We start from the raw sequence: 15,347 nt of genomic DNA, 5'->3' as shown, positions 1-15,347 counted from the left end.
GCCATCCTTCAGAAGTTCTATTCTAAAATATGTATCTCTAGTACGTTATTTTTATTCCTCGCTTATTCTACCATGAAGGCAGAAAAAGGTGAATGTTATTTTTAACATTTACCTTTTTCTAATGTTACCTTCCTGACATTCTTAACTTGTGATGTTTCTGTTAAACTAGTGAATTAGCTTTCAACTGTATCAAATGATACTTTAGTTTCTACGCCTTCTTCAGCGAATTTTTTAGAAAGTCTTACTAACATTTCGTCAGTCATTTTATCTAAATCATAGTTAGGTGAGAAGTCCCATTCTGTTTTCGCATCTGTAGCATCAATCGCATTTGGCCAAGAGTTTGCAATTCCTTGACGAACTGGATCTACATCATAGCCCATTTCAAAGTCTGGAATACGACGTTTGATTGAAGCTGCGATTTGTTCTGGTTCAAATGCCATTGCAGTAATATTGAAGGCATTACGGTGAACCAAACGAGAAGGATCAGCGTTCATCAACTTAACGATTGCATCGATTGCATCGTCCATGTACATCATATCCATGTAAGTACCTTTGTCGATGAATGATTTGTAAGATTTGTTTTTCAATGCTTCATAATAAATATCTACAGCGTAGTCAGTAGTACCGCCACCAGGTTCAACTTTATAAGAAATCAAACCAGGGAAACGTACGGAACGAGTATCTACACCATATTTATCGTGGTAATAATTTTCTAACATTTCACCAGAAACTTTTGTTACACCATACATAGTTGTTGGATGCATAACAGTATCTTGAGGTGTGTTATCTGGTTGTGCATCTGGACCATATGCTGCGATAGATGAAGGAGCGAAGAATTTAGTTCCTTCCCCTACTTCACGAGCAACTTCTAATGCCTTCATTAATCCGCCCATATTTAAATTCCATGCAAAAGCAGGACGTTGTTCAGCAGTTGCTGAAAGTAAAGCTGCTAAGTGAATAATTGTGTCTACTTTATTTGTTTTAGCAATTTCTAAGAATTTATCATAGTCTTGAACATCTAATACTTCAAAATGTCCATTTTCAACTGTTGGGTTATTTTCAGGTTTACGGATATCTGTTGCGATTACATTATCTACACCTAAGTCGCGACGTAATCTTTCAGCTAATTCTGATCCAATTTGTCCTAATGCTCCGGTAATCATTACTTTTTTCATGTTGTTCTCCCTTTCTGAATAACATTTTATAGTGTGAAACTTTTTACCTTTTTTTAGATGATTCCTAATTCTTTACCTACTTTTTCGTAAACAGTGATTGCTTCGTCTAACATTTCTTTTGTATGTCCAGCATTTGGCATGTTACGAACACGACCTGTTCCTAATGGCACAGTTGGGAATACGATTGGTTTAACGTATACACCGTTTTCTAATAATTTTTTAGAAAATTCTTGTGCAACTTTTTCGTCGCCCACAATTACTGGTGTGATTGGTGTTTCTGAAACGCCAATATCATAACCGATACGTTTTAATTCTTGTTTGAAGTAGTTAGCGTTATCCCATAATTTATCAACAAATTCAGGATGTGTTTCGATTAAATCAATCGCTTTAATACAAGCACCTGCAGCTCCTGGTGTTAATGAAGTTGAGAATAAGAATGGACGTGCTTGAGATTTCAACCAAGTAATTAATTGTTTAGAGCCGGCAACGTATCCACCGACAACGCCGATACCTTTTGATAAAGTACCCATTTGGAAGTCAATGTGATCTTGCATGTCAAAATGTTTAACTGTTCCGTGACCATGACCCATAACACCTGTACCATGAGCATCATCAATATAAGTGATAACATTGTATTTTTCGCAAATTTCAACGATTTCAGGAATTTTCGCAACATCGCCGTCCATTGAGAATACACCGTCAGAGATGTACATTACTTTGTTGTATTCGCCACTTTCAGTCGCTTCTTTTGCTTTAGCATCTAAATCTGCCATATCTTGATGGTTTACACGGATAATTTTTGCTCCAGATAAACGACAGCCATCAATAATAGATGCATGATTTAATTCATCTGATAAAATTGCATCGCCTTTTTTCATTACTGCTGAAATGGCACCCATGTTACAGTTGAAACCTGATTGGAAAGCAATTGCAGCTTCAGTTCCTTTAAACTCAGCAATTTTTTCTTCTAATTTTTGGTGGATATCTAAAGTTCCGTTAATTGTACGAACCGCACCAGCACCAGCTCCGTAATGTTCAGTTGCTTCAACATCAGCTTCAACGATTTCAGGATTTGTAGCAAATCCTAGATAGTTATTAGAAGCTAAGTTGATCATTTTTTTGTCGTTAACAGTAATAACTGGACCATTTGCTCCTTCTAACACGTCAATTGTGTTGAACAAACCTTTTTCTTTTAGGTCATTCAAGTTTGTTTCTAAGAACTGATCAAGTACTTTTGAACTCATTATAATTCCTCCCATTAATTTGAAAGTGTAAATATTTCTCATTCTGTTATATTATAAATTTTTATAATTCTTAATATGGGCAAGAATGATTGATATTACCGCTTTCATTTGATTACATGCTTAGTATATAACTGGTTGTTAACGTTTTCAATTAATCTCACCTCAAATTGTTTGAATTATAATTTTGATGAAAAAAATTTTAATTTAAATCAATTCTTCAGTAAATTTACGTCTATCTTTCATTATGATTTAATCAACAAAAACCTTAAAATCAAAATATTTTTCTTGCAATTACAAAGTTTTTTTATTCACAATTAATAAATCTTTTATTAGATTATTGCAAAGTATTCCCCTGTTTAAGCTACTTATTTATCGATAATAAACAGATTTTAATCGTTTAATACCTCACAAAAAAATTTTTTTCATTCTTATTTCTAAATCAATATAAATAAAACCGATTTTTTTATAAATCGTTTCCATTCTCTCATTTTAGTGGAAAAATTTCTCACAAATTATTGATTTAATTGATGCGATTGATAAGATTCTTGAATGTTTTCACAAAAAATCGTCTAAAAACTATCTCTAGTCTTTAGACGATACGTTTGATTGCTCTCTACGACGATATACGATAAAAGCCACCCCAGCTAGGACAATTACTCCTATAATGGTTAAAATTGTAGCCATTCTTTTACTCTCACCAGTTTGTGGTAAATTTTTAGTAGTTGCATTATTGCCGCTACTGGTCACAGGTAAGGTACTACCTCTGCTTGTGGTACCAGTGTTATTCGTTCCAGTTACTCCGCCGCCAACTTCAGTATTTTTTGTGTAAACATAAGTTACTGTAATAGTTTCGTCGATATACTTTCCTATCGGATTTCCTTTGACTTCTTTAAAAGTATAATCATCAATTTTTTTCTGTTCAGTTGTATAGTCGCTACCGATATCTCCTAAAGAAAAGACTGTATCATCTATTTCATTGCCATTTTCATCTTGATATTTAGCAATGACTAGACCTTGATTAATTGTCGGAACAGTTTGTTTAGCATAAATTAAAGTTACCTTCTTGTCTTCTACAGTGAATAAGCCAGCATATTCTCCTTCGATATCTGTTAAATAATAGCCATCAAAATTTCGTAAGATGCTATCATTTGCTCCCGGATAGCTCGCACCTACTTCTCCAGAAATTATTTTTGGATCTGCTAATTTATTACCGGCTTGATCTTGATAATGATAAGTAACATTCCCAGTTTCAATGGCTGTTTTTTTGTATACATAAGTGACAGTAATGATTCCGTCTCTGTACGTGCCTCGATAATTAGTTGGTATTCGGTTCACTACTTCATATCCTGAAATTGTTTTAGGATTAGTAGTGTATGGTTCGTCAATTTCACCTAGAGTTGCTTCACTTTTTACCAGGGGATTACCTTGTTCATCTACGTAGTGAACCAATACTACACCGTTTCTTTGACCAGCTTCACCTTTTCTATACACTAAAATTACTTCTTGTTCTTTATCTGTAAATAGACCAGAAAAATTATCAGGAATTGTCTTTATAGTATATCCTTCAAACTCTTTCAATTCAGCTGCATAAACACTATCAATATCTCCAGTTAACTCAATCGATTCTCTACCATCTGGCAAAAGATTATTACCAGCTTCATCTTGATATTTCACAATCACTTTTCCTTGACCGACTGGGTCTTTACTATAAACATAAGTAACTTCAATCACTCCATCAGTAAAAGAGCCCTTTGCATTAGCTGGTGTTGTTTTTAAAGTATGTCCACTAATTGATTTAGCAGAGGTAGTATATGGTGCGTTCACTTCTCCCGTTTGAACTTCAGATTTCGCTATTGGTTTTCCAGACTCGTCTTCATGATGAACTAATACCGTACCTTTTGAAGACTTTTCTTTACGATATTTAAAAATAATGGTTTGCGGTTCATCAGTGAATACTCCTGTCGGTGTTTGAGTTATATTTCCTTCACTATCTCTGATTTCTGTTAATCTATAACCTTCAAATTCTTGGAATGGTGCTTTATACTCTCCACCAATGTTCCCTTTTAGAATTTTTTTACCTAATTCTTGAACTTCATCTCCATCTTCATTTATCTCAATATACCGAACCGTAACATCTGCAGCAGCTTTCTTTTGATAAACAGCATACAAGATTTCATTACCTTTTTGTATCGTGATTGTTGTCCCAGCTTCTAATCCTTCATCTGGTTCTGTTGCATTTTTATATTTTGACCAACCCAAAAATTCTGACTCAGGATCATCAGGAGTGGCACTGAGTGTATTTTTTCCATCTACAACTGTTTCTGATAGTTTATCGTAACCAACTTGATAATACTCAGTTGGATTGGCACCTTCATAATAAATTTTTCCATCATAGGAAGTTAATTCATTATTCATTTCAAATGTGCCACCATTAGCATCGTATTTAACCCAATTGATTTCCACAGCTCCAATATCTGATTTTAAGCCGTTAGTATTAATATCTGTTTCACTTGGTCGTGGTCGATTTCTTTGATCCAATACAGAATCAATTCCAGTTACAAAATTATCGATTTTGTCATCAGCTGCTTTTTCAGGAGCAATTGGTATTGTTGGGATAATTGCTGCCGATCCATCAACTGTTGCTCCAGCCATAACTGTACTATAGTTTTCAGAAAGGTTCATTGTGTCAAAACCAAAGACGTCTTTCATTTTAACTTTATTATCAGCAAATCCGACATTTGAATCTTTCTTAGACTCTGAAGAAGAACCTGCAATATTATTTCCTTTATCGTCTAGTTGTGATGAATTTGAAATATTTCCAACAAATAAATTATTTGAAAATTTACCTGCTGAGCTCCCACCAGCACCACCACTATTGCCAATTGCACCACCATCATGGGTAGCAAAATTGTTAATGAAATTATTATTAATATACTCGACATACGACACACGCAAAAATCCTGTTGTAAAAACCTGAATAGCACCACCACTATTAGATCCAGAATCTTTCCCCAATGCTTTATTACCGTAAAAGGTATTATTTTTTAATGATATTCCACTACTTATAGTTTCAGTTGCTTGAATTAATATCGCTCCGCCGTCATCTCCAGCAATATTATTTGCAAAAGTATTCCCTTCTAAATCTATAGTTACTCCTTTTTTTATATTCCAAAAAGAAATGGCACCTCCATCAGCTAAAAGAGATTTATCATTATTGGCATCTACATCTTTTGCTGCGGAATTCCCTTCAAAGTAATTGTCCGTTAGTTCAATTACCGCACTAGCTGTTGGTTGGTGAAAATGAATAGCACCACCTTCACCACCGACACTTGCTCCATGAACATCTGGTGTACAATTATTGATAAATTTAGTATTTGTTATTTCAACTTTTTTGCTAAAGCCATCTTTTGTTCCAATCGCTCCGCCTGAATAACCATGATCTAGTTGTTGATTATTCGAGATAGTAGAATTTTTAATAATAGTATCAGCAGACAAATAAATTGCCCCTCCATGTCCTCCTCCATTGAAACTATCAATTAATACGTTATCTAAAATAAATGTTCCCGAATAATCATTAGTAGATAGAGCCTTACTTCTATCGGAAGTATCATTTCCCACAAGCTTCATATTTTGTAGTGTCAAAGTAGATGTCGCATTGCCATTGCCACTACCATAGGAAAATATTTCAACATTTTTTCCAAGTTCAGTTTTAAAAGTTTGTCCATTTCCATCGATTATTATTTGATTGGCTGTTTCTTTTAGTTTAATTGTTCGATCAATTACTTCTGGAAAACTCTCACTCAAAGTAATCGTCTCATTACCTTTCGCATTATTTACAGCGCTTTCTAACTGATCGATTGAATTAACAGGCGCACCAAGCGCTTTCTTCGAAAATCCTCCTATAAAAATTATACTCAGCCATACGCTAAGTACTATTGTCCACTTCTTCATTGTTCTCACCTCATACAAATTATTTATTTTTAAATTTTTTCATTAATTAATTATATAATGTAAAACATTTTTTATAAATATTTGTATTATCAAACCAAAAACAACAATTTAAAAACTATTTATGTTATTAAACTCAAATATTATGTATATTCTATTTGGTTTAATTCGTATTCATTTGTTTTACATCTAAAAAAAATATAAATTTTTTTCTTAAATTACAATAAAATTTCATTTTAATGATTTTTTAAATATTATTTTATTGATATGTGATATTTAATCCTTTTATTAACAATTAAAAATAAATATATATATCATTTTTTTAAAATAAAAAAGCAGCAATGGATAAAATCCATTGCTGCTTACAAAAGTATTTTTTATTCAATTGGTTCCAAATGTGCTTGGAAGTGACGTAAAATTGGCGGCTCCCAAGTAATTCGATAACCTTTTTTCACATCACTTGCTCTTTCCTTAATAGCAATTAATGCATCTGCCATAATATCTAAGTGAGCCTGTGTATACACTCGGCGTGGAATAGCTAGTCGAGAAAACTCGAAATCAGCTTTTAATTGTTCATTGGTATCTGGATCATTACCTAGCATATATGAACCAATATCACAGGTCCGAATTCCTGCTTCTTTATATAATTCGATACATAAAGTTTGGGCTGGGAATTCATAATAAGGAATATCTGGAAACATATCTGCTGCATCAATAAACACACCGTGACCGCCAACTGGTGATTGATAAGCAATCCCAGCTTCATCTAAACGAGCGGCTAAATATTCCATTTGTCCAATTCGGTACTCTAAATAATTTTCTTCGATGCCTTCATATAAACCAATTGCCATCGCTTCTAAATCACGTCCAGCTAATCCACCGTAAGTGAAGAATCCTTCGTAACTGATACAATTAGCTTTTACATCAAGTACTAGTGGTGAATCGCCGTCTTTAATTCCTAACAATCCACCGATATTTAAGATGGCATCTTTTTTCGCTGACATAGTAAACATGTCACCGTAGCTAAACATTTCGCGAATAATTTCTTTGATTTCTTTATCTTGGTAGCCATCTTCATCCCGTTTTATAAAATGAGCATTTTCGGCAAATCGAGCGGCATCAATACACATTGGTAAATCATATTTTTTACAAATTTCTGAAACTGCTCGCAAGTTTTCCATCGAAACTGGCTGACCACCGGCAGAATTGTTGGTGATAGTCATAACTACTAGACCAACATTTTCTATCCCTTTTTCGTTAATGGTTTCTTCTAATTTACGTACGTCCATATTACCTTTGAATTTGGCGCGAACTTTGGGATCTTTTGCTTCTTCTACCACACAGTCAATTGGTCGGGCACCTGCTAGAATCACATGCGCTCTAGTCGTGTCAAAGAACATGTTAGAAATTGCAAATTTCCCTTCTGATAAAAATAGTGGCAGTAACACTTTTTCTGCTGCTCTGCCCTGATGCACTGGTTGGATGAAACCATAACCAAAAATATCTTTGCCAGCATCCATTAATTTGTAATAACTGGACGAACCTGCATATGCCTCATCACCTCGCATAATGCCTGCCCATTGATCTTGACTCATAGCATTTGTTCCAGAATCAGTCAGTAGATCAATGTAACAATCTTCCCCAGCTAAATTGAAAAGATTGTACTTAGCGGCTTGAATTTTTTCCTCACGTTCTGCGCGAGTCAACATTTTCAAAGGCTCTACTGCTTTAATTCTGAATGGTTCTGCTACATATTTCTTCTCCATCAAAAAACCTCCTACATATATTTATACAATACCCCGGTTATCGATAGATGATGAGCGGACAGTATAATACCAAGGATGAATCATTCATAAATCTGGTGAAGTTGAAAATCATTCACATTCTTTTGTCAGTTTAACATGAAAGCGTTTTTACATTCATTAAAATCAAGCAATAATTTTCACAATGCATAAATAAAAAAAAGATAATTAGATAAAAATAAGATGATAATTTCCTAAAAATAAAAAAACCTTCTATATAATGTAAAAGGTTAAAGGTGACTAATTAAAATGTTAATACCATTTGGATCCGTTATCCAAATTTGATCAGATGCAGAATTATCAAAGTTTTGATTATTTTTAGCTAAATGCTGTTTCAATAATTCAAATTCTTCAGTTTGTAGCTCAATTGAAAAATATGCCAAACCTAAATCTATATCCTTCATCGCTGGTAAATCTTTTCCTGACCATGTATTTGCGCCGATGTGATGATGATAAGTGCCGCTAGATAGAAATTTCGCTTGTTCTCCAAAATTATATTTCAAAGAAAAACCTAGTATATCTTCGTAAAATTCTTGTGTCTTGACTAAATCAGCTACTTTTAGATGGACGTGTCCAATTTTACTAGCCGCAGGAAATCCTTGCCAGTTCTCATCACTCAATTGAATTAAGCCTTCAGCATCCATTGGCTCGGTGACACCAACGACCTCGCCATTTTCACGAATATCCCACTCAGATATCGGCTTATCCCAATAAATCTCGACACCATTTCCTTCAGGATCATTTAAATAAAGTGCCTCACTATACCCATGATCAGCACCACCAGTTAAAGGAATATCATTAACTAGGAGATACTGAAGAATATTGGCTAAATCTTTTCTTGTTGGTAATAAGAATGCCAAATGATACAAACCCGTTGCAGCTGGATTGGCTACTCCATTCGAAACTTTCTGTAACATTAACAGCGTTCGTTGATTTACACCTAATGAGGCTGTGTCTTCTTCTGCTTGAATGACTTCTAAACCTAAGTCGTTATGATAAAATGCCACCATTTCGGAAAGTTTTTTTACTTTCAAGACAACGAAACCAATACCATCGCCGTCTGATAATTTAAATTTATGCATTATTTACCTCCAAATTGACTATATTTCTCATCTTAGCGGTTTCTATATTGTCTGTAAAATCATCCGTTTGTGATACTTTAGTTTTATTATTCAATTTATTTCAAAGAGAAGCCAAATAATGCTCATCTATTGTTAAGCGACTTTTTGGTCTACCCCCATGAAAAAAATGCGTATTGATGATAAACTGTTTTCGATATCTTTTTCAGATATATGGCTATAGCTGAAAAAGAATAAATATTAGGGAGTTGATGTTAATGAGTAAAAAAGCCATCAAAAGAATTATTAGCGAGGAATTACCCGCAGCAGTAGGTCCGTATGTGCATGGATCGATGATTAATGGTATCTTATTTAGTTCTGGACAGTTACCAATTGATCCAAAAACTGGAAAAATGTCTGAAGGAATCGAAGCCCAAGCAAAACAATCCTTAGAAAATTGCCGTGTTTTACTAGCCCATGAAGATATGGAAATGAAAGATATTGTGAAGACAAATATTTTTATGGATGATGTCAGTGATTTTGCAAAAGTAAATGATATTTATGCCGCTTATTTTGAAGATGGTGAATATCCAGCTCGTACCGCTTATGAAGTTGGAAACTTGCCATTGGGTGCTTTGATTGAAATCGAAGTCATTGCCTCAAAAGGAAATTAAATCAAATTATCTATGCCAGTCAAAGTTAGAAATAATCTAGCTTTGACTGGCTTTTTTTATAAAATTAATGATTATACGAAAAAAAAATAAGTTAATTCTTTCGCTATGGCCCAGCAATTTCAAATTATTCCAATTCAAATTGAATTCATCAACGACATATAATATAATGTAATAAAGTTAATGTTTTTAATTATTTTTAAAGGCGAAAATATATCTTTAAAGATTAATAAAAAATCATTAATCTTTAGCAACAAAATCTACAATTATTTGGAAGGAAGTGTGTCATGAATTTGAAAAAGATAGGTTTGTTAGTTATGACGGGGTTAATAATTGGTAGCGTTTCAATACCTAGTATTGTCGCGGTAGCAGAAATAACTCCTGAAACTGAGACAGAAATAGTCACACCAGAAGAGCAACAAGTAGTGAATCAAGTTCTAAAAGAAATGGATTCAGAGAAAATTATTGATAATTTACTTGATGCTGGCTACTTAGCAGAAACAAATACGGGTGAGCTGCAAGTAACACAGGCCTATGTTGCGGAAACGCAAGCGGAACTTGGCAATGAATTTTCAGTCAGTGCTGAAGGAAATATGTTAAAGATTACACCAAATACACCAGCATCAAGAATTGCCGTTCCTGCTGGTGGGGTAACTGGAATTGTTTTTGAAGGTACTTTGGTAAAATTGTATTTGAGTCAAAGTATGTGCGAATTACTTTTGAATGGATCAATCGGATTACTTCAAGGGATTCTTAAAACAATTGTTTCTTTGATTCCAGGTATCGGAGATATTCTTGGTAATATTATCGAAGAAGCAATCGATAAGATTACACAACAAATATTAGAAGCACTCGGTTTAGGAGCTATAGAAAACGGGATTGTTCTTATTTTTGGTCTACAATCTGCTCCACCTTTTATTAAATTTGAAATCCTACCTCAAGAAGAAGATGCAACTGCTCCGGCTGATGTTCTAGTATCCGGTTTAAACATTCATCCTGATACAAAAGAATTATTTGTTGATGAACAGTGGCAATTGTTACCAGAATTCAAACCAAGTAATCCAACAAATCGGAATCTAAAATGGTACAGTAACAATGTTGATATCGCCAGCGTAGAAATTGATACTGGTTTGATTACGACTAAAAAAGCTGGGACAGCAGTGATTACTGCAATCACTCAAGATGGCACAAACATCGAAGCGACCGCAACAATTACTGTCAAAGATCGAACAGTTCATCCTAGTGATGTTCTCGTTAGCCCTGCTTATCGTGAATTAACCATTGAACAAGAAGAAACTTTTACTGCCGAAGTTTTGCCGGCAAATGCTGAAAATCAAAATATCAGTTGGTCCTCTTCTAACGAATCGATCGCAACGATTGATGCTGCTGGAGAAGTTACTGGTATCAGTGAAGGTGTTGCCACAATAACTGCCACCACTGAAGATGGCGGCATCACTGGAACCGCTGTTGTAAAAATTGGGCCTAAAATTATTAGTGTTGACAGTATTACTGTGACAACAAAAACAAAAGATTTGGCGATTGGAGAGACTTTTTTACTAGATGCTGAAATTTCTCCGGCAAATGCATCTAACCAAGAATACGTTTGGAGCAGCGATACGCCAGAAGTAGCGAGTATTTCTGCTAAAGGATTAGTGACTGCTAAAAAAGCTGGTCTAGCTTTAATCACCGCGACAAGTAAAGATGGCGACAAAATAGGGACTTGCATTATTAATGTAGCAAAAGATGAAGAACCTACACCGGAAAAATCCATAGCAATGTTCCGTTTGTATAATCCGAATACTGGCGAACACTTCTTTACAGCAAGTTCAGATGAAAAAAATGTACTAGTTGATTTTGGCTGGCGCTATGAACAAATCGGTTGGTATGCACCCGAAGCTGGAAATGCGGTCTATCGTATGTACAATCCCGTTTCAGGCGATCATCATTATACTTCAAATGTAGTCGAAAGAGATTTCTTAGTCTTTAATAATTGGGTTTTCGAAGGTATCGGCTGGTATTCAGATGTCAACCAAACAGTGCCGTTATATCGCTCATATAATCCAAATGCATTAACAGGGAATCACAATTATACGACTAACACTGGCGAACATCGTAGTTTGCTTTCAATTGGTTGGAAAGATGAAGGTATTGGCTGGTACGGTGTGAATCAAACAAAATAATCAATATGAATATTTCATTATTACAGATTTCAAATAGAAAATCCCTTGACTGTGAGTCAAGGGATTTTATCGTCTATAACATTGATTGATACAATTCAATAATTTCTTCCTCGCTTGCATCTCTTGGATTTTCTCCAGTACAAACATCTTGATAAGCATCTTCTACATTTTTTTGATATCAGTTTCCTTCATGCCAAGTTCCGATAAACTTTAAGGAATGCCGACATCGTCACTTTTCAAATTAGGAATCTATTTTAACTGATTTTTCTTTTTAAAATTTTTTTACCAGAACGTTCGGCCCATATTCCAGACTATCTGCTACGTTTTTAAGGTATAAAAACTTAGTATCATTTTTTCATCCTATATTCTAATATCTTTCGGTTGTGCATCGAGCAAATAAATCCGCCTTATCCCGACTTTTGAATTTTTTCAATAATGATTGTTGCTGTCAATAAAATTATGCCATAGATAAAAAGAAAGATTGGAAATAATGACATGCTATAAGTTTGAGTAAGTACACCTAATAAAGGAGGTAATAAGGTGGTTCCCACATATGCCAGTGCCAATTGTAAACTCATGATAACACCAGAATTTTGATCACCAAATCTTTTAGGTGTTTCATGAAGCATTGTTGGAAAAATAGCAGCACAACCCAAACCAATTAATGCAAAACCAAGATAAAGCACACTTCCAGAACCTATTCCGATAATTATGATTCCTACTAGCAAAGATAATTCACTAATAATAAGCAGCTTTTTGTTAGAAAGCCAAAAAGTTATGAAACCAGAAAGAATCCGACCAACAGTTAAACTAGCATAAAAGATGGAAACTATAAAACTGGCCGAACTTACTGAAATTCCTTTTATATCAATTAGAAAACTACTACCCCATAAACCAATAGTTGCTTCAGTTCCCACATAAAATATGAAGGAAAGCAATGCAAAGGGAACACCTGGTATTTTGAACGCATCGACAAATTTTAGATTGGATTGGTTTGATTTATTTTTCCCAGTTTTTTTCTCCTCTTCCCATAAGGGCAAGCTGAAAAAAAGTACTGCGACTAAAAACAACTGGATTCCACCAATAATCCAATAGCCAAATCGCCATGAATGACCTCCTCGCATCACAGCCCCCATCGTTATCGGGCCTAAAGTAGCGCCGATTCCCCAAAAAGCGTGCAGCCAATTCATATGATGGGCTTTAAAATGCAAAGCCACATATTGATTCAATGAAGTATCGATTGCCCCTGCACCTAGCCCCATTGGCAAGGCAAAGAAAATTAAAAAAGCATAGTTTTGAGTAAAGCCAATTCCTACTATTCCAATAGCCGTCGCCAATACACTTAATAAAACTAACTTGCCCGTTCCTAATTTCGCCACCAATTTCATCGTTGAAAGACTTGAAAGAATCGTACAAATTGAGATCGTCATAGAGATAATCCCAGCAGCACTGTAAGGAACAGAGAAATTTCTAGCCATTTCTGGCCAAGAAACCCCTAATAAAGAATCTGGTAATCCCAAGCTTATAAAGGTTAAATAAATAATCAATAAAAATATCAATTTTTTATTCATCTGACACTGCCCATTTAATATTTTTTATATCAACTAGTATTCTCATCTTTTATAATTCCTCCTTGGTTAAAAAAACATTAATAAGCCAAATTGATTTATTTTTTATTTAAAAAACTTTTGTAACTTTATTAAAAAATATAGCATTACTATCAAAATTGCTTCAAGATAATCCGGTAAATAATTGCAAACAAAAAACCCCACTCGCTAAAGTGAGGTTAAACATACTTATTTCGTTTATTTATCCGCTTTATTCTACTATATGGATGTCTATATCTCCGTAGTACTACTTAAATCTTCTCATTTTTTAAATAATCAACCACTTCATCAAGATCTTTGAAGCTTACATCCGGTTTCACCTCATAGGCCAAAGATTGGGATAAATCCATCAATAATTTATATTTCCCCATATTTATTGGCAGGTCGGTAATATCATCCTCTACTAAGAATGCACGAATTTTTGCGGCTTTTGCGGCTTTTATTCCCACTCTAGAATCTTCAAGCACGACCGCATTTTCTGGTAAAGCATTGGCTTTTTTGCAGGCTTTCAGAAAAATTTCTGGATCAGGTTTTCCATTTGTTACTTCATCACCCGAAATAATGAAATCGATGTATTGGATCACTCCTTCAATCTCCAAATATTCCTCAATATTGTGCAGAAAATTAGAAGAAGCGACAGCAACCATTCTTTGACTATCTTTAGCGTATTTCAGTAGATTCTCCAGTCCTTTTTTCTTAAAGACTCTTTTTTCAGCTGCAAAAATCCGGCTTTTGCTTGCTTTCATTTCTTCACGCCATTCTGGATAAGGAACCTCTTCACCATAAAGATTGCCCATCTCATTAAGGATCGCCTCTTCTACGCGACCGGTTAAATAATAATAAACATTATGATTCATTTCATAATCATACTTTTCAGCTGATTTAAGATACGAACGATAAGCTAAGCGTCCTGTTTCAAACATCAGACCATCCATATCAAATATTAGCAATTCCACTTTTTCCATACTTATTCCTCCCAACACAACAAAATAGCATGGCAAAAAAATCAACCACACTATTTCTTGATTATTTTATTTTCATTAACTCGTCTAAGATTAAACTGGCTTTTTCACCATTATCTTCTTTCACGACATCTTCAGAAAGAATAAACGATCCGCCTACAGCTAGAATTTTATCAAAAGAAAGATATTCAGCTAAGTTATTTTTGTTGATCCCACCCGTTGGTACAAATGACATCTCAAAATAAGGGCCACTTAATGCTTTAATAGCTTTTAAGCCTCCATAAACATCCGCAGGGAAGAACTTCACAACATCTAATCCTAATTCCAGTGCTCGTTGAAGATCCCCGGGGGTAGCAACTCCTGGAAATACTGGAATATTTTTTTCTTTACAATAAAGAACTACTTCTGGCACAATCGCTGGTGATACGATAAATTGTGCACCATTTTCAATTGCTGCAACTGCTTGTTCTTTTGTCTTAACAGTTCCGGCACCAACCATCAAATCACCCGATGCTGAAAGTTGTTTAATCGCTGCTACCGCCAAATCACTTCTAAAGGTTACTTCAATAAGTGGTAGTGAATGATCTACTAAAATCTTTTCAACTATTGGTAAATAAGTTAAATCAGTAGCCGTGTAAAGCGGTAATAGTCTTGCTTCTTTCATCTTTAAATAAACTGGGTGCTGTTTCATATCAAACAA

General features: G+C 34.6%; 10 protein-coding genes. 2 read left to right on the top strand and 8 right to left on the bottom strand.

Annotated elements, in window-relative coordinates; all coding sequences use genetic code 11:
* Nucleotides 1-173: 173 nt before the first annotated feature.
* The 5 genes from ID741_RS06780 to ID741_RS06760 form a co-directional block, all read right to left on the bottom strand.
* On the bottom strand, nt 174-1,175 hold the full coding sequence (locus ID741_RS06780) for an NAD-dependent epimerase/dehydratase family protein (protein ID WP_438719473.1): 1,002 nt from the start codon (nt 1,173-1,175) through the stop codon (nt 174-176).
* Between the two features lie 53 nt (nt 1,176-1,228).
* Nucleotides 1,229-2,419: a glycine C-acetyltransferase gene (locus ID741_RS06775; RefSeq protein ID WP_218326332.1), complete on the bottom strand. Its 1,191-nt coding sequence runs from the start codon at nt 2,417-2,419 to the stop codon at nt 1,229-1,231.
* 582 nt (nt 2,420-3,001) lie between these two features.
* Nucleotides 3,002-6,370, bottom strand: coding sequence for a MucBP domain-containing protein (locus tag ID741_RS06770; protein ID WP_438719472.1), 3,369 nt, complete (start codon nt 6,368-6,370; stop codon nt 3,002-3,004).
* Nucleotides 6,371-6,744: 374 nt separating this feature from the next.
* The gene (locus ID741_RS06765) at nt 6,745-8,133 is read right to left on the bottom strand and encodes a tryptophanase (RefSeq protein ID WP_246601490.1); all 1,389 of its coding nucleotides are present in this window, start codon (nt 8,131-8,133) and stop codon (nt 6,745-6,747) included.
* Between the two features lie 266 nt (nt 8,134-8,399).
* A complete protein-coding gene (locus ID741_RS06760; RefSeq protein WP_438719471.1) occupies nt 8,400-9,251 on the bottom strand; it encodes a VOC family protein in 852 nt (283 codons plus the stop codon).
* A 254-nt stretch (nt 9,252-9,505) separates the two neighbouring features.
* On the opposite strand from ID741_RS06760, the gene ID741_RS06755 reads away from it, so the two are divergent.
* Together ID741_RS06755 and ID741_RS06750 are read left to right on the top strand one after the other, a co-directional pair.
* Nucleotides 9,506-9,901, top strand: coding sequence for a RidA family protein (locus tag ID741_RS06755; protein WP_438719470.1), 396 nt, complete (start codon nt 9,506-9,508; stop codon nt 9,899-9,901).
* 284 nt (nt 9,902-10,185) lie between these two features.
* The gene (locus tag ID741_RS06750; RefSeq protein WP_438719468.1) at nt 10,186-12,078 is read left to right on the top strand and encodes an Ig-like domain-containing protein; all 1,893 of its coding nucleotides are present in this window, start codon (nt 10,186-10,188) and stop codon (nt 12,076-12,078) included.
* A gap of 407 nt (nt 12,079-12,485) precedes the next feature.
* Here the strand turns inward: ID741_RS06750 and ID741_RS06745 are convergent, their stop codons facing one another.
* The 3 genes from ID741_RS06745 to ID741_RS06735 form a co-directional block, all read right to left on the bottom strand.
* The gene (locus tag ID741_RS06745) at nt 12,486-13,649 is read right to left on the bottom strand and encodes an MFS transporter (RefSeq protein WP_438719467.1); all 1,164 of its coding nucleotides are present in this window, start codon (nt 13,647-13,649) and stop codon (nt 12,486-12,488) included.
* A 287-nt stretch (nt 13,650-13,936) separates the two neighbouring features.
* The gene (locus tag ID741_RS06740) at nt 13,937-14,650 is read right to left on the bottom strand and encodes an HAD family hydrolase (protein ID WP_438719466.1); all 714 of its coding nucleotides are present in this window, start codon (nt 14,648-14,650) and stop codon (nt 13,937-13,939) included.
* Nucleotides 14,651-14,711: 61 nt separating this feature from the next.
* On the bottom strand, nt 14,712-15,338 hold the full coding sequence (locus tag ID741_RS06735; RefSeq protein ID WP_218326721.1) for a bifunctional 4-hydroxy-2-oxoglutarate aldolase/2-dehydro-3-deoxy-phosphogluconate aldolase: 627 nt from the start codon (nt 15,336-15,338) through the stop codon (nt 14,712-14,714).
* Between the last annotated feature and the right edge of the window lie 9 nt (nt 15,339-15,347).

The organism is Enterococcus sp. AZ103, assembly GCF_051714685.1.
Taxonomy (GTDB): Bacteria; Bacillota; Bacilli; order Lactobacillales; family Enterococcaceae; genus Enterococcus_A; species Enterococcus_A alishanensis.
This window is presented reverse-complemented; position numbering and strand designations above follow the sequence as displayed.